This is a genomic window from Candidatus Peregrinibacteria bacterium, assembly GCA_016699755.1.
Taxonomy (GTDB): domain Bacteria; phylum Patescibacteriota; class Gracilibacteria; order CAIRYL01.
The window spans coordinates 194,581-216,203 of the sequence record CP065009.1; the positions used below are offsets into that span (position 1 = coordinate 194,581).

The 21,623-nt window shown below is 43.2% G+C and carries 14 protein-coding genes and 1 tRNA gene; 12 read left to right on the top strand and 3 right to left on the bottom strand.

Going from position 1 to position 21,623, the window contains the following annotated elements:
- Positions 1-13: 13 nt before the first annotated feature.
- Positions 14-1,114, bottom strand: coding sequence for a bifunctional diaminohydroxyphosphoribosylaminopyrimidine deaminase/5-amino-6-(5-phosphoribosylamino)uracil reductase RibD (ribD, locus tag IPN35_00865; GenBank protein ID QQS59427.1), 1,101 nt, complete (start codon positions 1,112-1,114; stop codon positions 14-16).
- 130 nt (positions 1,115-1,244) lie between these two features.
- On the opposite strand from ribD, the gene IPN35_00870 reads away from it, so the two are divergent.
- From IPN35_00870 to IPN35_00880, 3 genes are all read left to right on the top strand, one after another.
- Positions 1,245-10,562 (top strand): DUF11 domain-containing protein, encoded by a 9,318-nt coding sequence (locus IPN35_00870; protein QQS59428.1) that lies wholly within the window; start codon positions 1,245-1,247, stop codon positions 10,560-10,562.
- Between the two features lie 261 nt (positions 10,563-10,823).
- Positions 10,824-11,300: a hypothetical protein gene (locus IPN35_00875; GenBank protein ID QQS59429.1), complete on the top strand. Its 477-nt coding sequence runs from the start codon at positions 10,824-10,826 to the stop codon at positions 11,298-11,300.
- A gap of 92 nt (positions 11,301-11,392) precedes the next feature.
- A tRNA-Ala gene (locus IPN35_00880) sits at positions 11,393-11,469 on the top strand.
- Here IPN35_00880 and IPN35_00885 read toward each other — a convergent pair.
- A complete protein-coding gene (locus IPN35_00885; GenBank protein QQS59430.1) occupies positions 11,448-13,028 on the bottom strand; it encodes a recombinase family protein in 1,581 nt (526 codons plus the stop codon). The two genes, IPN35_00880 and IPN35_00885, sit on opposite strands and share 22 nt — an antisense overlap.
- A gap of 165 nt (positions 13,029-13,193) precedes the next feature.
- Positions 13,194-13,715: a helix-turn-helix transcriptional regulator gene (locus tag IPN35_00890; protein ID QQS59431.1), complete on the bottom strand. Its 522-nt coding sequence runs from the start codon at positions 13,713-13,715 to the stop codon at positions 13,194-13,196.
- Between the two features lie 215 nt (positions 13,716-13,930).
- Here IPN35_00890 and IPN35_00895 point away from each other — a divergent pair, with 215 nt between their 5' ends.
- The 9 genes from IPN35_00895 (at position 13,931) to IPN35_00935 (ending at position 21,620) form a co-directional block, all read left to right on the top strand.
- Positions 13,931-14,176, top strand: coding sequence for a hypothetical protein (locus IPN35_00895; protein ID QQS59432.1), 246 nt, complete (start codon positions 13,931-13,933; stop codon positions 14,174-14,176).
- A gap of 441 nt (positions 14,177-14,617) precedes the next feature.
- Positions 14,618-15,664: a phage recombination protein Bet gene (bet, locus tag IPN35_00900; GenBank protein QQS59433.1), complete on the top strand. Its 1,047-nt coding sequence runs from the start codon at positions 14,618-14,620 to the stop codon at positions 15,662-15,664.
- An 18-nt stretch (positions 15,665-15,682) separates the two neighbouring features.
- On the top strand, positions 15,683-15,925 hold the full coding sequence (locus IPN35_00905) for a hypothetical protein (GenBank protein QQS59434.1): 243 nt from the start codon (positions 15,683-15,685) through the stop codon (positions 15,923-15,925).
- Positions 15,918-16,904, top strand: a complete 987-nt coding sequence (locus tag IPN35_00910; GenBank protein ID QQS59435.1) for a methionine adenosyltransferase domain-containing protein — start codon at positions 15,918-15,920, stop codon at positions 16,902-16,904. The genes IPN35_00905 and IPN35_00910 overlap by 8 nt, the downstream gene beginning before the upstream one ends.
- Positions 16,905-16,930: 26 nt before the next feature.
- Positions 16,931-17,878 (top strand): PD-(D/E)XK nuclease family protein, encoded by a 948-nt coding sequence (locus tag IPN35_00915; GenBank protein QQS59436.1) that lies wholly within the window; start codon positions 16,931-16,933, stop codon positions 17,876-17,878.
- Between the two features lie 720 nt (positions 17,879-18,598).
- Positions 18,599-19,474, top strand: coding sequence for an ATP-binding protein (locus tag IPN35_00920; GenBank protein ID QQS59437.1), 876 nt, complete (start codon positions 18,599-18,601; stop codon positions 19,472-19,474).
- A 6-nt stretch (positions 19,475-19,480) separates the two neighbouring features.
- Positions 19,481-19,840: a DUF1064 domain-containing protein gene (locus IPN35_00925; protein ID QQS59438.1), complete on the top strand. Its 360-nt coding sequence runs from the start codon at positions 19,481-19,483 to the stop codon at positions 19,838-19,840.
- Positions 19,841-19,850: 10 nt separating this feature from the next.
- Entirely contained in the window at positions 19,851-20,045 is a 195-nt protein-coding gene (locus tag IPN35_00930; protein QQS59439.1) for a hypothetical protein, read from the top strand.
- 306 nt (positions 20,046-20,351) lie between these two features.
- Entirely contained in the window at positions 20,352-21,620 is a 1,269-nt protein-coding gene (locus IPN35_00935) for a DNA modification methylase (protein QQS59440.1), read from the top strand.
- The last annotated feature ends 3 nt before the right edge of the window (positions 21,621-21,623 follow it).

Genomic DNA, 21,623 nt, shown 5'->3' on the forward strand with positions numbered 1-21,623 from the left:
ACAGAGAGACATTTCAAGAGGAATGTCTCTCTGTTTTTGGCTTCCAAATTTCAAGAACATCACTGTTTCCGAGTGGTGTTTTTTGAGTCATAGAAAATCCATACTGCTGAAGAGAAATAGCGAACGAAACTCCATTTGCTGAGAGAACTTTTTTTGATTTCATCAGATGAAATTCATCAAGCAGTTTTGCCTCAAAAAAAGTGCGGAGTGTTGCCGCTCCTCCTTCCACAAGAACACTCGATATTCCTCTCTGAAAAAGTGACTGCGCAATATCCTTTGGGGGGATGATTTTTGTCGGGAAAACAATAATATTTTCTGGTGATATATTTTTTTTGAGAAGCTTCTCCTTTCCGTATTCTGAAGAAAAAATAAGAAAATGCGAATCATGAAGTATCTGCGCATTTTCTGCGCATTTTCCGGAGGTGTCGAGAAGAATACGAAGCGGATTTTTTCCAAGAATACTGTGCCGAACGGTAAGCTTGGGATCATCCGACAGCGCAGTGTTGATTCCCACGAGTATGGCATCACATCGTGCGCGAAGCGTGTGACCGTATTTAAGCGCTTTTTCTTCAGAGATTATTGTTTTTTCTCCGAGGGGATTTGCGATCAGTCCATTATGAGAAATAGCGATTTTCCCGAGAAAAAAAGGACGATGATTTTCCCAGAAATGAAAAAAGAATTGATTTTGTTCTCGAGCTTTCTCTTCCAAAACTCCAGAAACAACTTCTATTCCTGCTTTTTGGAGAATTCCAGCACCCCCCCTTGCAAGAGGATTTGGATCGGATGCCGCAAACACAACGCGTGCGATCTTTTTTTCTCTTATCAAATTGGTGCAAGGAGGCGTTTTTCCAGAGTGAGAGCACGGTTCGAGCGTCACAAAAAGTGTTGCATCAGAAACAGGATGACCATTTTTTTCTGCATTTTGTATGGCGTTTACCTCTGCATGAGGTCCACCGTAGTATTCGTGAAACCCTTCTCCTATTTTTTCTCCATTTTTCGTAATTACTGCACCAACGAGCGGATTTGGTGAAACAGAGCCATTTCCTTTTTTTGCATGCACAAGTGCGTGGTTCATCCACTTTTTATCTTCCTGATGGGAAATAATGTTTTTCAAAATTATATTTTAACAGAAAAAAGCTTTGAGTTTTTCTGGAAAAAACTTTATAATGCTCAGATTATTCCTGAAAAACAATATTTGAAAAATACAAAATATCAGGAAATCAACACAAAATTTTTCTCTACACATGAAGAAAAAAGCTCTTCTTCTCCTTTCTTTAGGAGCGCTCACTGCCCTTTTCTCTCTTCCCTTTTTGCTTTCGGAAACGAGAGAAGATTTGGGTGCGTCCCTTTTTCTCCGAGAAGGGGTAACACATGAAGCCTTTCCAAATGGACTTCTGGAACCTTCTTTTAATAATTATACTGACGGCATTCCTGATCCGGAGAGCTCCGATGAGCGAAGCTTTTTTCGTATTCGAAATCTCTCTGCAGAGAAGCGAGCAAAAGAAGAGGCTCCTTCTCCCGAATCATCAGACGAACAAAAATCTGAAGAGAAACCCCAGTATCCTTATAAAAATGAAACCAAAGTTGAACAAGGAGATCTGCTTTTAGTTGCTTCTCTTGTTCACAACAACGGAAATCCAAGTCTTCCAAAGACTGATGCCCTTGGAACAAAACTCCGAATGGATGGATTTCAAAAAGAAGGGGATTTTTTCGAAACCGATTCCGCGAAAGAAATAATCCTTCAGGAGTTTCTGACTGCAGAAAATACAGCTCCTTCTGAAATTTCTGATACAGTTACTATTTCTTCCTCTACTAATGATGATTTTCGTCTTCGCTCTCTCGGAAAAATAACGCTTGCCCCTCTCTCGGGAAATACCGAGGACTATACTTCTCTCGATCCGGAACTCTTTTTTGGAGAGGGGGACTTTTTACAAAATCCAGGAGAAGAGAAGGGGGTAGTACAGGGAGGAGAAAAAAACTCTCTTTATGTTTTTGCATACTTTCAAGTAAAGAACGCAAATGGAGGCTCTGGCTATCAAACAAATGCCGCTGGAACATCAGTAATGACAGTGGTAAGCGATACAAGTAATATCATTACAGAAACAGGGGCGAGTGCGGTTTATCCTTGGGTTACGAGTACTTGGGCAAATATTCCAGGGGTGAAGTGGATTGCAAAAACATACTTGGTAGATGATCCCATTAATGAAACCTCTTTTGGCATGAGAAAGAATTTTGTTATTCCGGGAGATGTCGTTTCTGCCAATTTAGAAATTTCGTGTGATAACTCCTGTACTGTTCAAATTAACAGAGAATCATTCTTTTTTCCATACTCTACTTTTGATAAGGAGATAAATGGTACTACATATGGTGGAAGTGTGGCTATCACAAAGAGTATCAATACTGCTTTGCAGAAGGGGGAAAATACGTTTTCTGCAACAGTTGTAAATCTTGCGCAAGCAACGGGGACTGTGAATTCAAATCCAACGGGAATTATTTACAAACTTACCATTGAGTATGGTTCTCCTGGAGTTTGTGGCTCCGCCAATGGAGGAAATTTTCCTGTTACCCCTACAGAAAATCTCTGTTCAGCAGGAACACTCTCTTGGTTAGATCAGAGCGCTACTGATGGAACATATAATTGGAAATGTGCTGGATCAAGCACGGCTGTTTCTTGTGAAGCAAAAAAACCAACCATGCCACCGCCACCTCCTCCCAAAACCTGTTCTTCTGGAAACAGAGAACTGAAAACTATCGACTTTACTGGAACTGCACTCAGCCAATGGAAACATGAAATAAGCTATTGTGACTGTGATCTCAGTGATGTTCAAATTTCTACTGCTCGTCTTGCTGGAATTAATGGGCATATGCCGGTGGCGGTAGTTGTAAAGCACAACATTAATTTCAATTCCATTGCCGAAGGACAATGTGATCGAAAAGAAGCCTTCAGTGGAACATTTGCAACCGGAGGCGCATACACTACTTACCTCAATTATTGTAAAGTTGGAGGAAAACTCCAAATCAAACACGATGTTCCTCAATCTGCTGACCCAACCTCACAACAAATACACGGAACTTTGGACATGACGTGTAGCGCCAGCTCTAATTCTTGCACCATTACATCTACAAACATTGGCAATGGAAAGTATCGATTAGATTATTCTATTAGCTGGGGATCATGGTACAGCAGAAGCGACGCTCGTACTGCGGGAATCACTCCTGGAAATTTTTCTTTTGCAAAAACTTCTCCAATACAAACCGGTTCCGTAACTGTCACCCCAACATCTTCTACAACATATACTCTTAAAGCACCGAATGGGGCAGTCGCTAGTCCATCTCCTCCTAATATTACCTGCTCTGTTAGTATCCCCATATATTCAGCCCCTTCTTGTGGCTCCGCCAATGGAGGAAATTTTCCTGTTACCCCTACAGAAAATCTCTGTTCAGCAGGAACACTCTCTTGGTTAGATCAGAGCGCTACTGATGGAACATATAATTGGAAATGTGCTGGATCAAGCACGGCTGTTTCTTGTGAAGCAAAAAAACCAACCATGCCACCGCCACCTCCTCCCAAAACCTGTTCTTCTGGAAACAGAGAACTGAAAACTATCGACTTTACTGGAACTGCACTCAGCCAATGGAAACATGAAATAAGCTATTGTGACTGTGATCTCAGTGATGTTCAAATTTCTACTGCTCGTCTTGCTGGAATTAATGGGCATATGCCGGTGGCGGTAGTTGTAAAGCACAACATTAATTTCAATTCCATTGCCGAAGGACAATGTGATCGAAAAGAAGCCTTCAGTGGAACATTTGCAACCGGAGGCGCATACACTACTTACCTCAATTATTGTAAAGTTGGAGGAAAACTCCAAATCAAACACGATGTTCCTCAATCTGCTGACCCAACCTCACAACAAATACACGGAACTTTGGACATGACGTGTAGCGCCAGCTCTAATTCTTGCACCATTACATCTACAAACATTGGCAATGGAAAGTATCGATTAGATTATTCTATTAGCTGGGGATCATGGTACAGCAGAAGCGACGCTCGTACTGCGGGAATCACTCCTGGAAATTTTTCTTTTGCAAAAACTTCTCCAATACAAACCGGTTCCGTAACTGTCACCCCAACATCTTCTACAACATATACTCTTAAAGCACCGAATGGGGCAGTCGCTAGTCCATCTCCTCCTAATATTACCTGCTCTGTTAGTATCCCCATATATTCAGCCCCTTCTTGTGGCTCCGCCAATGGAGGAAATTTTCCTGTTACCCCTACAGAAAATCTCTGTTCAGCAGGAACACTCTCTTGGTTAGATCAGAGCGCTACTGATGGAACATATAATTGGAAATGTGCTGGATCAAGCACGGCTGTTTCTTGTGAAGCAAAAAAACCAACCATGCCACCGCCACCTCCTCCCAAAACCTGTTCTTCTGGAAACAGAGAACTGAAAACTATCGACTTTACTGGAACTGCACTCAGCCAATGGAAACATGAAATAAGCTATTGTGACTGTGATCTCAGTGATGTTCAAATTTCTACTGCTCGTCTTGCTGGAATTAATGGGCATATGCCGGTGGCGGTAGTTGTAAAGCACAACATTAATTTCAATTCCATTGCCGAAGGACAATGTGATCGAAAAGAAGCCTTCAGTGGAACATTTGCAACCGGAGGCGCATACACTACTTACCTCGATTATTGTAAAGTTGGAGGAAAACTCCAAATTAAACACGATGTTCCTGCAGCAGATAACGACATACAAACACACGGAACGGTGGAGATTGGATCAGGATTGACCTGTGGTGCCCTGCCTGATTTTACCGTGGATAAACGTGTTTGGAATGGGTCTTCTTGGGCAGAAAATGTTGTTCTTTCTGATAGTCGTACCGCCTACTATCGTGTTGCGGTTCAAAATATTGGAGGAGTAGCTGGAACGATTTCTTTGAAAGATGCTCTCGGATCGCCAAATAATGGTGGTTTCCTTGGATCTGTTTCTGCAGAAAGCGTAACATGTCCTGCTGGAGCAACATGCACGGGAACACTTGCCGGTGGAAACCTTACTATCGCCAATTTCTCTGCGAATGCATGGTTTGTGATTGACTATCAACGTGTTTCTGATAATGCGAGCGTTCCTGATGGAGAGACTTCCACCATTTCTGACACTGCCTCCCTTTCAAGTGGAAAAACGAATACAGCAAGTGTAACACTTCGTGGAAAGGGAAAAACCCCTCTTTTTGTAGTTCAGAAAACCGTTTCCTCCGAGCGAAACGGAACATACAGTGAGAGTATTTCTCGAAATGCTGGCGAAAAGGCTTATTTCCGCATCGCCATTCAAAATATGGGAAATGCTTCAGGAGATACAACGCTCACCGATATTCTCACGCCTGCTACTAATGGTGGTTCCTTTGGTGCTTTACAGGATTTTTCTGTCGATTGTTCAAGTTCTGCAACCTGCACTGGAACAAATGTTTCTTCTTTTACTATTTCTGGTCTTGCTCCTCAAGAAACGGTATATATTTGGTATTCTCGGGTTGCACTTGCTAATGGAATTCCGGCAGGAGAAAATTCTATTATTACGAATACTGCCACTCTTTCAACTGGTGGATCTGATACGGCGAGTGTTACGATTCGCGCCGAATCTGTGAGCTCTCTCTTTACCATTGATAAACAAGTGGCGAATAGTGATCGGGCTTATGGAGAAAATGTTATTCTTGAAAATGGTGATACCGCATATTATCGCATTACCCTAAAAAATCGTGGTTCTGGATCTGGTTCAGTTGTTCTTTCTGATGCTGCTTCCGAAGGGACAAATGGAGGATCTCTTGGCGCGATTACCAATGAATCCATTACCTGCGATCCTTCTGCTCAATGCAACGGATCTCTTGCGAGCGGATCACTTTCTGTTGCTAATCTTCAGTCAGGAGGAACGGTAACTATCACTTATGAGCGTACGGTTTCTAATAATGGCATTCCTCAAGGGCAAGGATCGACTATCGTCAATACTGCGCTTCTTTCTGATGAAAATGGGGCTTCTCTTGGTTCCAACGAAGCAAGTATTACCATTCTCAATGAATGTGCCGCTTGTCTTTCGGTAAACAAGGAGGTTTCCCTTGATGGAACTCATTTTCAAGAAACGGTTCGAGTAGGAGACAGTGAAACCGTTCTTTTCCGTGTTGTTGTGACCAACAGAGGGACACAAAAAGCTTCTGGAACACTTGCCGATGCCATCACTTCCGTGACAAATGGAGGATCTCTTGGCGCGATTACCAATGAATCCATTACCTGTGATCCTTCTGCTCAATGCAACGGATCTCTCACGAGTGGAAACGGAATTACTATAAAAGATCTTGCTCCCAACAAAAGCATTACTGTTACCTATGAGAGAGTTGCGAGTCGTTTTGATATTCCTCCTGGTGGTGAATCTCTTATCACCAATACTGCAAGTCTTTCTTCAGGAGTTTCTGATCGAGCAAGTGTTATTGTCACCGGTATTGCCGGAGAGCCGGTTTGTTCAAACTTCCTCTCTATTCCAACAACCGTTGACCCAAACACCCCCTTCTCTCTTACTTGGAACGCTATTAATCAACAATCCTTCAGTATTGAATCAAGTTCTGGAGAAATTTATGAAGAAGATGGACAACAAACTCTCATATCTCTTGATAAGGGTATCACGAGTCCAACGACGTATACTCTCACTGTTTTTAATGAGCCGAATCAGCTTGGACTTTCTGTTACCTGTCCTGATCTCGTTGTTCCTCTTAATACTCCAAGTTATGAGATTACGAAATTTGTTTCTGAAGATGGAATTGATTTCTCTGAAGATGGAATTACGATTGGCGATGAAGACACCGCTTATTATGCCATTGTTGTGCAGAATACTGGTTCCTACCGTGGTGCCATTGGTATTCTCGATACACAGAAAGATCCAACAAATGGAGGGCAGTTAACACTTGATGGATACCCTCTCGTCACTCCTCCTGGTGTATGTACCAAAGGAAGTATTTTTAATAAAGAGTCTCCACTCGTATGTACGCTTCTTCCAAATGCAACTGTGACGATTTCGTATTCCAAAACGGCTCATGCCGAATCTATCCCCGCTGGACAAACTTCTGATTTTGAAAATACTGCGAAAATCATATACGCAGATATTTCTGACAGCGCTACAGTTACTGTTCGTGGAGCTCGTGCAGAGGCGGATCTTGCTACTGAAATTTATGCAGAAGATTATAGTGCCGCGCCTTCTCTTCCTAATGATCCGACCACAATTACTCTCTATGCGAATTGGCAAAACCTTGGAAACATTGAGATGAATAACGCTTCCCTCTCTGTTTCGTGTGATGCTTCTGGAGTAACAAATCTTCAGAGTGATGAAACGAATGCGGAGATTAGTGGAAACACTATTACGTTTACCGATTTCGATACGAGTCCTGGAGACAACGGTGGATTTACCTTTACCGCTGATCTTAAAGAAGGATTTGGTGACCCGACAAAAGAAGTTCTTTCATGTATTTCTCATGTTGAGAGTGCTGATTTTCTCCCGATTACAGAAAAGGAAGTAGACAGCAAAAATAATAATGATTCTCTTGAAATCTGGGTTGATCCCCTCAGTCGTGCAAAGGAATCGAAACGCGTTACAAATCTTCGCACAGGTATTACCGGAACGTCTGTAGAGGCAAATCCTGGTGATAAGCTCCGCTATACTCTTCGGTATCGTGCGGGCAGCAGCGATGCAAACAATTATGTCTTTTCCGATGCTATCGGTGACATTCTTCAATACGCCGATGTTACCGATGACGGAGGCGCAAAACTGAGCGGGAACACCATCACATGGTCTCCTGTGAATATTCCTGCCTATGAAATTGAAGAGGTTTCCTTTATAGTGAAAATCAAAGATCCGCTTCCTGCAAACGGAGATTTCCGAATGACAAATATATTTGGTGATACAACAGAAGTTCTGCTTCCAAAAATTACCGAATCAAAAGCTGTTCAGGTGAATAACGGTCCAAAAACAACAAAAACAAATGCTCGTTCAGGAGACATTCTCACCTATACGCTTACCGCAAAAAATGCTGGAAAAACAACCGCGGTAGATTATGTTATTGAAGAAGATGCTTCTGACATTCTCGAAATCGCTAGTATCATTACTCTCGGAGGAGGAACACTCAATGAAGACACTGGATTTATCTCTTGGCCATCGGTCACTATTCCAGCAGGAGAATCTGCGGAAAAAGTTTTCCAGGTAGAAATCCTTCCAACCGATAGTAACAGCGACCTTCTCCTCACGAACATCTTTGGAAATACAACAGAAGTGAATGTTCCAGAAATTCTTCTCTCAAAAGAAGTAAAAAATGTGAGAACAAAAGAGTCTGGCATTGCCGTTAATGCTGAACCGGGAGATCGTCTTATTTACACTCTTACTGCTTCTGAAGAAGCCGGAAAAAGTGACGCGGATAACTTTGTCTTTCGTGATAATATTTCCGATCTTATAGAATATGCCACTTTTGTGAGTGCGAGTGATGGAGGAGAGTTTGATGAAGGCACGGCAACTATTTCTTGGGACGCAACTACCATTAACGCCGGAACTTCTGAAAGTCGAACCTTTACGATTGAAGTACTCCCCGAAAACGAATGGCCCGCTCAAAGCGACTTTGAAATGCGCAATGAATATGGAAACGTAACAACAGTGACACTCGGAAAAATTGTTGTGGACACTGTTATCACAAAAGAAATTGTTCATTCAGATTCGGGAACACCAATTTCTGAGGTCGCCCCTGGCATGAACGTTCGCTTTCTTTTGGATGTTCGAAACGACGGAGATCGTAGTGCCACCAATGTGATTATTGAAGATGATATTGATGAGACAAGAATGACAATTACTACGAGCACGCTTCCATTAAACTGTGAACTGATCGATCTTAATGACAGTACAAAACAAAATGGAGGACCACTCGGCATTCGTTGTCTGATTGGCGATCTCGCTCCTGAATCAGATTCTGTTACGATTGCGTATGATGCCACCGTTCTCAGCGATGCAGAAGGCATACTTCGAAACACAGCAGAAGTCACCCAAGACCAAATTGATGAAGATCTTGGAAACAACACCGATTCAACGAGTACTCCCATTAACACGGGTGGACTTGTTCTCACGAAATCGGCCTCTCCTTCAAGCATTTCAAATGGACAACGCTCTACCTATACTGTTCGTGTAGTCAACACAAGCCCAACCCCAAAAACCTTTCAACTCACAGATAGCCTCTCGAGTGGAAACAATAAGGGAGAACTCAAGTTTGACACGACGAGTTTCTCCTCTCTCTTCACTCCTCTTGGCTCTGGAACCTCCTCTGGAACCTTTAAGGATGGCGGACCCGTACAAGTGACTAATCTTGCTCCAGGAGCAACCCTTACTCTTACTTACCAGCGAGAAGGTACAGATGCCGATATTCCTTTCAACCAAAGCTCACGCTTTACCGATACTGTTACCATTACAGAAAGTGGGCTTTCTGCCACAGCAGATGTTTTCGTTCTCGGACCAACACGAGGCGGTGGTGGTGGAGGCGGTGGAGGTGGCGGAGGAAGTCGACGTGTTGTTGATTCTGTTAATCTTCATCTTCAAAAAGAGGTAAAAGATCGTGACGGAAAATGGAAGGATGCCGATACAGCAGATGTTTCCGCAATTATTGGAAACGAACCCATTCAAGATGTTGAGTATCGTATTGTAGTGACGAACGAGGGCAATACCGGAGCAGAAAATATCCAAATCGAGGATATCTTCACAAGCTCTACTCTCAAGCGAACAGCCATTAAAAATGTCGAGGGCGCAAAGTGGAGCACTAAAGATCAGGCATTTACTATTGCTTCTCTTGGTTCTGCAAAAACAACAACCATCCGATACACTGCAACACTCGAAAAATTCAAAACTCCAAAAGAAATGGCGCAAGGAGAAAATCTCGCAAAGATTTTGAGCGCAAATATCGCAAGTCCAAGTATTCTCGTTAAAACAACACGAGCGAGTATCCATGGAATTGGAGAGAGTGATACCGCAAATGTGAAAACAGAAATTAACGAAGGAAAAGATCATATTTCGCTCACAAAGACGGTTGATAAAAAAGAGGTCAAACCCGGAGAAGAAGCAACATTCCGTATTGTTGTTCACAATCGTGGACAGGTTACTTACAAAAATCTTGTAGTAACCGATAATTTTCCATTCGCCTTTGCCGATCTTCTTGGTGCAAATAGCCTCCGTACAATTGACAAAGACAAGCAAATTATCACCTTCACGAAAAATTCTCTTAAGCCTGGAGAGATTTGGATTATTACGCTCAAGACAAAGGCAAAAGAAGGAGTTCCTGCTAATACACGTGTTCGAAATGCCGTCACTATTACAGCGGAAAATGTTAATCTCAACGGACTCTATGCCTTTGCCGAGTATATTATCACCTCCACTCCGGCTCCTCCTGCTCTCATACAAACCGGAGCACTTTCTGCTTCACTTGCTCTCATGCTTCTCGGTGCATACGCACTTCTCGTTGCGCGAAGAAAGCAAAAGCAAGAGGTGTAAAGAAAAAACTCCATTGGTTTTTAAAGAAAGAAAAAGAACCTCCAAAATTATTTTTTGGGGGTTCTTTTGATGAGATAGATGTGCAAAATTTGATTTGAAAAAACTTCACTATTATAGAAAACGACTGAACGAGCAAAAAGGGGAGAAAAAGAAAAAAAACTTTTGACAAGAAAAATTTAAAAATACAAAATGCCGCACCTTTTTGAACTTCGTAAAAAATGACTTCAGAAGGAGTACGTTTTTCTTTTTCATTTTTCCATTATGTTAGAATATTTGCGACTTGAAGGAGAGGAAGATGATTTTCTGCGCGTTACAAAAAAAGAGTCAGCAGAATGTCCACCAGCAAAAGAACAGATCATAAAAATGATTACGGATATGGTGGGAGTTGGAAGATGTTCTGGCAAGAAAATCCAAGAAGCAATACAGCGTGCTAAAAACGACGGTGAAGATGTGGGTGATTCAGAAAAGATATTAAAAAAGTGCTGTCATATAATGCTTACTAGCGCGCGAGTTTATCTTAACGCTATGTTGAGAATACTGGAGACTGATATTAAAATCGGTTTTCCTTATGAGGATTTGGTCAATGGTGTTGGAGAGGTAAGAAGAGCTATGGTAGCTTTTTCTGAGAATCCATTTGTAACGGAAGAGGAGGTGTCTTTATACCAAGAAAGGTTTTCTGATTGCATAAAGTTAATCAGAAAAATGGGACAGGAAGAGGGATCTTCGCTCCAAGAATGAAGGATGAAACGGAAATAGGGTATCTTATTCTGTTTTGTGTGCTATGGAAGTTGACACTTGAACGGCTTTTCGAGATACTTTCCTTCGACCTTGGGGCGTTAGCTCAGCTGGCTAGAGCGCTTGCATGGCATGCAAGAGGTCACCGGTTCAAGTCCGGTACGCTCCACCATATTGCAAATTCGAGCTAGAAAGAGCTTTTTCCATTCTTGGGAAGGCTTTTTTGAGCGGTTCTTCAGCGTCTGGCTTGTGGTTCAACACGAGCTTTTCGCCTTGTAGCCGATAATTGGCTAATACCAGATTCTCAAACTCGGGAACGGCCTGTGTAAGCAGTTTTTTACCGTCTAGCTGGCAGTTCAAGAATAAGAAGTTCAATATGCGTCTTTTGATCACAGGGTTGAAGTTTTTGTAGAGGTACGGAACAATATTGAAACCATCGATGATCTTTACGGTTAAATTCCATAGGGCGTTTTCTTTGCCTTCCTCCGCTTCGGCCAATTCTTGTATCAGGATGTGCTTTTGCTCTATGATCGTGTTCTTCTCTGCAATGCCCTCCTGTGCGTCGAAAAACCCCTCAATTACGGCGTTATTTAACTTCTGGAGCCTTGCATCAAGTGCGACCAATTTCATGTTAAGCGCCTTTCTCTTTTCTTGATTATCCTCGCGAATATTCCCCGATAATTCTTTTATGGCAATTTTGGCATATTCAATGAATTCCTCCTGTAGTGAAAATCTGCTCAAATTCATTATGATCTGGTCTTCCAGTTGATCCTCTCTGATAGAAGTGAATTCGCACTCTTCATTGTGGCATTCGAGGTAGATACTTTCCTTATGCATGCCAGAAATCAAATAATGGCCGCACGTACACTTAATTAATTTTGAGTAGGTGTAGTTATGCTTGGTTTTGTTTTTTTGACTTCTTCCTTCAATAACCGCCTGAACTTCGTCAAACAGTTTTTTTGTTATGAGTGGCTCATGATTTCCTTCATAGTAAACGACTTCATTGGAAGCTTTTTTAGTCCATTCCATTAGCCCATGATAAAAGGGATTCTTGAGCATTCGTTCAAAAATCCCCTTGCGAAGAAGTCCTCCGTTTGAATTCGTCATACCCCTGCTTCGCATATACTCACATAAAGTGCGTAATGAGTAATTCCCTGAGGCAAATGCCGTGAAAGCTTCTTTTACAAAAGGCGCAAGCGTTGGATCAGGATATTTCTTTTTATGATCATCATCTTGCCCTTTGATGCCGATTCTATATCCGATTGGGGCATGTGTCGGATAGTACCCTTTTCTCAAGACCTCTCCCATTTTTGTGGTTACCTCCTCGGACAGGTTTTCAGAGTACCAAACCGCCATGTTGCAGAAATTGCGAAAACCGAGACGGCCTGCGGATCGACTGGTATCGAATTCACCTTCAATGACGGCTATTTTTTTGCCTTCCTTGGTAATAAGACGATCCAATAGGGAGAAATCACCAACGTTTCGGGAACTACGATCTAATTTATGAAAAATAACCCCTTCAATTGAGGGGTCTTTGAGATGTTCGAGCATTTTGTGAAACTGCGTTCGCTTACCTTTGAATCCTGACTTAGCCTCACTGTACCATTCCACGATCTCATACTGCTTCTTTTGCGCATAGTCTGTAATGATTCTCTTTTGTGCTGGGAGAGAGTTATCCATGTCGGCTTGCGCCTTCGTGGATACGCGACAATAAGCTAAATATTTTGCCATATCTGAGGGGTGTTACTTTTAGGAAGGAGTTTTTTCGATTCTAAGTCAACATTCACTTCCTGAAGAATCGGAATCAATCCCATAAAAAATTGGATAATTTCTTCCTCTTGTGGAGTCCATGCTGGTTTTGGGAAATTATCTTTGATCATCTGTTTTCTCATTAAATTATTTATTGTCTTTCTTTTTTACCACCTCATAGAGCTGGAAAAGTTTATCTTTCTCGTCTTTTTCAAGCTCAAGAATTTTTAAAATAAGCTGATGCTCCTCGTGGTCTTTTTTCATGATCTCCTCGATTATTTTCCCTGCATCGCCGTTTACATTTACGTTATTGCCATTGCCTCCAACCGTTACATTCTTTTCTCCTCCGTTGCTATTTACGCTACTGTTTGAAATTCCTCCTAAAATTCCGCTCTCCTTAATAAGATCCATCAACGCGTCGAATTTTTTTGCCTTTTCTGCAAATTGTGTTAATTCGGGATTATCTTCGCCATAGAAATAGGATAAGGGCTTTTTTGTGGTTTCTGCTATTTGAGGAAGATACTTTTCAGGGTTTTTAATGAACCCGCTTTCAATCTTCTGAATCGTGTTAGAGGCTTGATTCATCTGCCGAGAAAGCTCCGCCTGTGACCATCCCAAGTCCTCTCGGACAGCTTTAATTCGAGCGATAATTTTTTGATGAGAGGCCATGTTAGAAGGGTTAAAATTTAAAATCTATACTGTTTTCGGTTCAAAGCTTATTCCATGTAGGGTTTAATGTCAAGACAAATTACTCTTTTTCTTAATTATCTATACTAAATTTTCTTGACTTCCTATGCCAAACCAATATAATGGTCAGTGAAAATACGGGATAACCCGTCAATTAAGCCCTAGGGCGAAAAAATTTTACCTCTAATTATTCCAAAATGGTATCACTAACGAGTAATAAAACAGGCAGACCGTACAGCACGCCAGAAAAAACTCGACAGGAAATGCGGGAGCTTTGGCTCAAGGGATACACGTATATGGAGCTTGCAGATAGGTACCAAATGTATCGCCAGAAGACCCGCACGATCATTCTTGGATTCGCTCCTGCTTTAGAGGATTTCAAAAAACATGATGAGAATCGAAGGATTCGCGAAGCGGCGCAAAAACTTAACTCTTCACTCTAATAATGAAAAATGCCTCAAGAAACAACGGAAATATTAACGGCGGAAGAGCGAGAAGTGGTGGATTTTTTCAAGGGTCTGATCCCTATTTTAAAAGATGCGTTCGCAGACCTAAAAAGAAGGAACCTCCTTGACGAGGACTTCCTCGGTACTAAAAAAAACTCTTAATTTTAATCCTTTATATGCAAACTGCCCAAATTTTCACAGACGAATGGTGCTTCCAGCTGGTGGTAGTAATGATCTACACCAGTGGATTTTGCTTCGCGCTCTGTGCGATGGAGTTCGCGGTTTGCATGTACGCGGAGATCCGAGGAGAACCAACCGATCTTCCGACTCAAAAGGATATTCACCGAATGTTCCTTTGGTTCAGACGGAAAAGAATACGGAGACAGTACCTGCACAAAGGTGTTTCAAATATTTATCAATCATTTAATCCAAATTGCCATGAGCAAAAACATTACAGCCTTAAAGGCGACCAAGGCAATGTCGGTCGCATCTCCACAGATGATTTGGCAAGAGCAAAACGCCCTTGCTGAAATCAAGAACATCTATGGAAAAGACCTGACCGAGGGAGAGTTCACAACACTCTGCCAAATCGGACAGGCAACGGGACTAAATCCGTTTCTCCGCGAAATATGGGCGGTGAAATACGGAGGGAATCCCGCCAGCATTTTTATCGGACGCGACGGCTACCGCAAAGCCGCTCAAAGAGATCCTGAGTATGACTACCATTTACTGGATGCGGTGTACCAAAACGACGACTTCAAAATCGAGGACGGCCAAGTTAAGCATGCCTACTCGGTAAAAGATCGTGGCAACCTGATCGGAGCGTATTGCACGGTCAAACGACGAAGCGCCACGAAACCGATCTTCACCTTCATTGATTTCAATGAATATTATCAGGGAAACAAGGATGGTGACGGCAAAATCAAAAAGAGATTCGACCGCTTCAAAAAACAATACGTCGATATGGGGGAAACTTTATGGGATTCCAAGCCCGCCACTATGGTCAAAAAAGTGGCTGAGGCTCAAGGACTTCGTATGGCTTTCCAATCCATGTTTGCGGGTACATATGCCGAGGATGAACGCTGGGAAAACGAAGAGGTTCTTCATGGAGCGGAAATCAATGCAGAATCAGCGGAAACGGTAAAACTTCCTGATCCGAAAATGGAGCAGAAGATCCAGCAGAAATCAGGAGAAGAACTTCTCAAAGTTTGGAATGAACTTTGGAATCTTTACATGGAGAAATGCGCAGATGAAACAACTGAAAACGGCGAACTCAAATACACGCCTGAAAAATCAGAAGCAACTCGCAAATTGACCATGCAAAAACTTTGCGGAAAGAAAAGCTCCACTGACCTCACCGAAAAAGAGGGCAAGGAGTTTATTAAGCGATGCAAAGCCAAAATCAAGGAACTAAAAGAGCTTCCCCTCCCTGAAGAAGTCGAGGAAGCTCCAGAATCACAGGCAATGCCTGCAATGGCCAGATAATTTTTAACTTACCCAACCATGAACCATTCTATCGAAAATCATCGAGTTTTCAACCCCGAGGATTATGAAAAACTCAAAACCAAAGGCTACGGCAATGCTGAAATTGAGGAGATTTGGGATAAAGATCTAAGACAGAGAACCGTTTCCGATCTCCTTTGGCAGGCCGCTAAACATCCTCAAACTGCTGAGGATATCGTCGCAGAGTTTTACAGACTCAAAGACGACAACCCTTTTACTCCTAACTCCATCAACCATGCTTAAAACATCTGAATTTGTATCACCAATGCATCCCGATAAAATGTGCGATCGCATATCGGATGCCATTCTTGATGCCTATCTCAAGGAAGACGGGGGCTCAAGATGCGCGATTGAAGTGATGGGCGGACACGAGCTCATCCAAATTATGGGCGAGGTCACATCAACCGCAAAGCCTGATATTCGAGAGATTGTCCGCAGGATTGCTGGCAATCTTGAATGCAATATCCACATCGTCACGCAGTCTCCTGAGATCGCCAAAGGAGTCGATGAAGGTGGTGCTGGTGACCAAGGAATCATGATCGGATACGCCTGCAATGAAAACGAGGCGCTCATTCCGCATGAACTCTATCTCGCTAAAAGCCTCTGTAAATTTCTGTACGAAAAAAGCCCGCAGGATGGCAAAACGCAAATTACGCTTCGTGACGGTGAACTTTCTACTATCATCGCCAGCTGGGCAAATACTGACAAACAATCCCTCCGCGAATTGATTCACGAATGGCTTTCGATACAGATTGATGAAGGAAATCTGCCAAACGAAAAACACGGAATATTCCCCGATATTTATGCGAATCCTGCGGGAGACTGGAACACATCAGGATTTGCGGCCGACACGGGGCTGACTGGGCGGAAAATCATTATGGACGCTTACGGAACGCGTGTCCCTGTGGGTGGTGGAGCCTTTTCTGGCAAAGATGCCACGAAAGTCGACCGTTCGGGGGCTTATAAAGCCCGAAGTCTGGCGGTGCGATTGCTCAAAGAGCGAAATGCAAATGAAGTATTTGTGACGCTCGCTTATGCCATCGGACAGCCCTATCCCGTGCAAGCCACGGCGACAATTGATGGTGCGGAAATCATTCTGGATGAAAGCTGGAATGAATTCACGCCCCAAGGAATCATCAAGGAGTTTGAACTTGATCAGCCCATCTATGAGCAAACCGCCGAATGGGGACATTTCGGCAACGGCTTCCGATGGGATTCATAAATTTATTCATTTTTTAATTTATCACTATGAAAACATTACTTACAAAACCGCAAATAGCGGACTTCCCCGTAAAGCACCTCTCGATCTCGGCGATCAGAAACTACCTTACCGACCGACAATCCTTTTTCAAACGTTATGTCAGGCTGGAATTTGATAAAAAAGAAAGCCCCGCACTTGTTGAAGGAAAAGGAGTGCATGCTGTACTGGAAGCGTACTGGAACGCTCGCAAAAACGGAAAAGAGTTCAACTGGGATGAAACCATAGATGCTCAGGAACGTATTATCTCGGCTATGGATCGTGAGGGGCGTATCGACTGGGGAAAATCGGGAGATCTGGAAAAATCACAGAAAAATCTCCGTCAGGCGGTCGAGTTTTACCGTGACGCTCCCCCTGCCTACAAAGAAATAGTCTCCATTGAAGATGAGTTTATTTCCAACTTTGAAGATTTGGATGGCAATGCCATACCAATCCCACTAAAGGGATTCTGTGACCTGATTGTGAAAGACGGCGAGGATTATGTGATCGTGGATCATAAAACCGTCGCCTTGGTAAAACAACAGGACGAAGCCGCTCCCGCCTTTGAGTTGCAAGCGGCCGCCTACTGGTTCTTGGTCAGAAAAGAGTACGGACTCAACCCGAAACGCATGATTTTTGATCAGATTAAAAAGACTAAGAATCGCGACGGAAGCCCGCAAATCATTCCGTATGTGATTGAGTACACGCCTGAAATACTGCTCCGTTTCCTTGAGCTTTATACCCGCATAATCAAAGAACTGGCTGGTATCCCGCTTGTGGACTCTGAAACTGGTGTGATGCAATTCTTACCAAACCCGTTCGCAATGTTCGATTGGGAAGAATCTTGGCAGGACTTCTGCGAGGAGGTACAGAGCGGAAAGGAATGGAATCTGAGCGAAATCAAAGTCATTCAGGAAAATCGCTACTCTACCGAGGGTGCGGAAGCTTTAGACATCTAAAATTTAATTTAACCATGGCAAGACCCCAAAAGAACAATGCCGACTACTTCCCGCATGACAATGGAATGTGGAGTGACAGGAAGATTGTGGCATTGCGCAACAGATTCGGCCTTACAGGATATGCCGTTTGGAATCTCCTGCTCGAAACGCTCTGTGAGAGTGAGAGCTTTGAGATTGCTTTTGACGACTCCGAGGTTGAACTGCTGGCGAATTTTTGGGGGCTGGAGACTGTAAAACTTAAGGAAATTATCTCGTTTATGGAGCGGTTGAAGCTTGTCAGAATTGATAATGGAGTTCTCTGGTCGGACAAACTCAAAGAACGTTTAAAACCTGTTCTGGATGAACGCGAACGTAAAAGGAAGTGGTCGCGTAAACGATGGCAAAAAGACGGAGATTGTGAGGAATCAGACGGCGAGAATGAAGTTTTAGACGTCGATAATCCGTCGCATAGCGAGGAGCAGTCCGCGTCTTCCATCCTAAAGGAAAGTAAAGGAAATAAGAGTAAAGAAAAAGAAAGTAAATTAAATGAAAGTAAAGAAGATAAGGGAGAGAGAATTTCTGATGAAATTCTTACCCCTTCTCAAAAAGCCAGAAAATTTTTTAAAGAAATTGAGGAAACAAAACTTACAGACAGCGATGAACGGCAAAAGTTTTACAACTACTGGACGGAAAAAAATAAATCGGGAACCAAAGAACGCTGGGAGCTGGAAAAAACTTTTGATGTCGACCGCCGCTTTCAAACTTGGCAGACAAATGCCCAAAAATTTAATAACTCTAACTATGGAAAAAATCAGTCCAGCCGTATTCGCTCAGGACACGTCAGCACCGAAGGTCATGCCGACTTGGTCGTGTAGCGATTGCCGTGACGCTGGTTTTACTGGCGGATCGATCAGCTATCAAGCCTACGGCGTGAGCGAAAAATGCTTTTGCACCGAATGTGCGAAAGGCAAACGAATGTTTGAGGAATGGACTCGGGAATCCAGCCAGCAAGAGTATTTTCGCAAATGGAAAGAAGAGAAAATTACTCGAGCGATGAGGCTTTCAGGCGTGGGGAACCATTTCAAAGACAAAAAAATTGATGATCTCAAAGTCAACGAGAGACTTTACCAAGAGTGCGTGCGCTACGTTCAGGATTGGAAGGAAATGAAAAGCAAAGGTTTCGGATTCTTCTTTTGGGGAAACGTAGGTGCTGGAAAAACACATTCGGCCGCGGCTCTCGCCAATGAGCTGATGCAGGAAAAATTGGTCGAAGTTTTATTTCTCAGTATGCCTGCGACCGTAACGCGAGTAAAAAAAACTTTTGATTCCCCCGTGAAAAATGATGACACCAAGCTTTTTGATCGCATGAAGGAGGTGGAACTCCTGATTATCGACGATCTTGGCGTGGAAAAACTCTCTGACTGGCTTTCTGATCAGATTTACCAAATTATCGATCATCGTTGGCAGAACCAAAAACCAATGATAATCACTTCCAACCAGTCTCTTGAGGATCTTGGCGCATCCTACAAACCGCAGGTTATCTCCCGAATATGGGGATGTTGCAAATCCATCAAATTTACGGAAGAAGATCGCAGAAAACAAACTAAACTTTTCTAATTATCTATGGCATTCATACGACTACATGGCGGCAGTAAATTCGGGAATCGACCCGTGGAAATCGATGGTATCCGCTTTGACAGCGGGAAAGAAGCCCGAAGGTACAACGAACTTAAGCTCCTTGAGCGTGCGGGACAGATTAAAAACCTTGAATTACAGCCCCGATTCATCCTACAGGAGTCGTTCAAACGTAACGGGGAAACCCACCGAAAAATCGAGTATGTAGCCGACTTCCGCTACATAGAGGACGAAAAGCAAGTCGTAGAGGATGTGAAATCCGTTATTACCAAAAAACACCCCGTCTATGCCCTCAAAAAGAAACTTCTCTTTAAAAAATATCCCGACATCACTTTTTTAGAAACTTAACCAATCGCTTATGACCAATGAAGACAACCGCCTCCAAGAGGCCAAGGCAAAAACGCTCGAGATAAGCCAATTACTGGCGGAACTCAACTCCTTCGTGCAATCGGCTGAGGGAATCAGTCCTCTCATGCAACGACTGATGGAGGAAAAGGTCGATGAAATACTGATCAAAACCGTGCAACTTTTACGCATCACTAAATCAAAATAATGGAAAAACCAAAGACACTTCGCGGCAATTACATTCTCTTTCGATACGTTATCGAGGAAAGCATTCCTGTGATCGAACTTAAAGATCGGAACGGGAAGTTTTGGTATTGCCGACTGACAGATGGAGTGTTCAAGGTAACCAGCGTGACATCCAAGTCACTCTTTGATGAACTGCCGCCCGAGCTTGAAAACCCCTAGCTTTAGGCTACAATAAAAGCACATATCGAACCCACAGAGTCTTAAAGACCATATCACTTCGTCCCGAACGGACGAATCCTGAATGGTCTATTTTTTAATCTAACACCCCATGAAAATCGAATACGTACCCATCTCTGATCTGCAATTCGCAGAATACAATCCCAGATCCGCTACCAAAAAAGAAGCGGCCGAACTGAAAAAATCACTGGAGCGGTTTGGCTTCGTTGAGCCAGTCGTGGTCAACTCCGACCCGAAAAGAAAAAATGTCATTATCGGCGGACACTTTCGCGTGCGGACTGCCAAAGACCTCGGTCTCAAGGAAGTGCCAGTCCACTACATTAAAATTTCCGATGAAAAGAAGGAACGCGAACTGAATCTGCGTCTGAATAAAAACCTTGGGCATTGGAATGCGGAACTGCTCGTGGAGTTTGACGAGAACATGCTTCTGGATGTCGGTTTTGAATCCGACGAGCTGGATAAAATGTTTGCAGATTTAAAAATGGATGATCCCGATTCCGACAAGGATGATGAAGTTCCTGAGCTGGGAGAAGATTCCAAAACACAAATTGGAGATGTTTGGAAACTGGGACGGCATCGTATTATGTGCGGAGATGCGACCAATACCGAACATGTAAAAACACTCATGGAGGCTCAGCAGGCTGACGTCGTCTTTACCGACCCGCCTTACAACGTGAACTACAAAGGTCGCGGGCAAAAAACCAGCAACACGATCGCCAACGACAATATGGAAGGCTCGGCGTTCGGTCAGTTTCTCGAGAAGGTATTTAAAAACTATCGGGAGGTCGTTAAAGCAGGTGCGGGACTGTATGTGTTTCACAGTTCCTCCTCTCAAGCCCAGTTTGAATATGCCATTGAAAAAGCTGGCATGGAGGTAAAAAACCAGTTGATTTGGAATAAACCTGCGGCCGCTCTCGGCTGGGGTGATTACCGTTGGAAGCACGAACCGTTCTTTTACTGTGCGATCAAAGGCAAAAAAGTGCAATTTTATGGAGACCGCAAACACTCTACCATCTGGGATTTTCAAAAGACTGATGCCCAGCTGTTTGCATGGGCGCAGAAGATGAAGCGTGCCGAGGAACAGGGCAAAACTACCATCTGGAGTATGTCGCGCGATAAAGTCGGAGAATACGTCCATCCAACGCAAAAACCAGTGGAATTGATCGTTTATGCACTCAGAAACAGCAGTAAATCAGGTGACTTGGTGCTGGACTTTTTCTTGGGTTCAGGGTCAACACTCATCGCCGCCGAGAAGATAGAACGCTCCTGTTTCGGGCTTGAACTCGACCCGAAATACATTGATGTGGTCATTAAACGCTGGGAAGACTACACGGGAGAAAAGGCGGAAAAACTGACCTAAGTT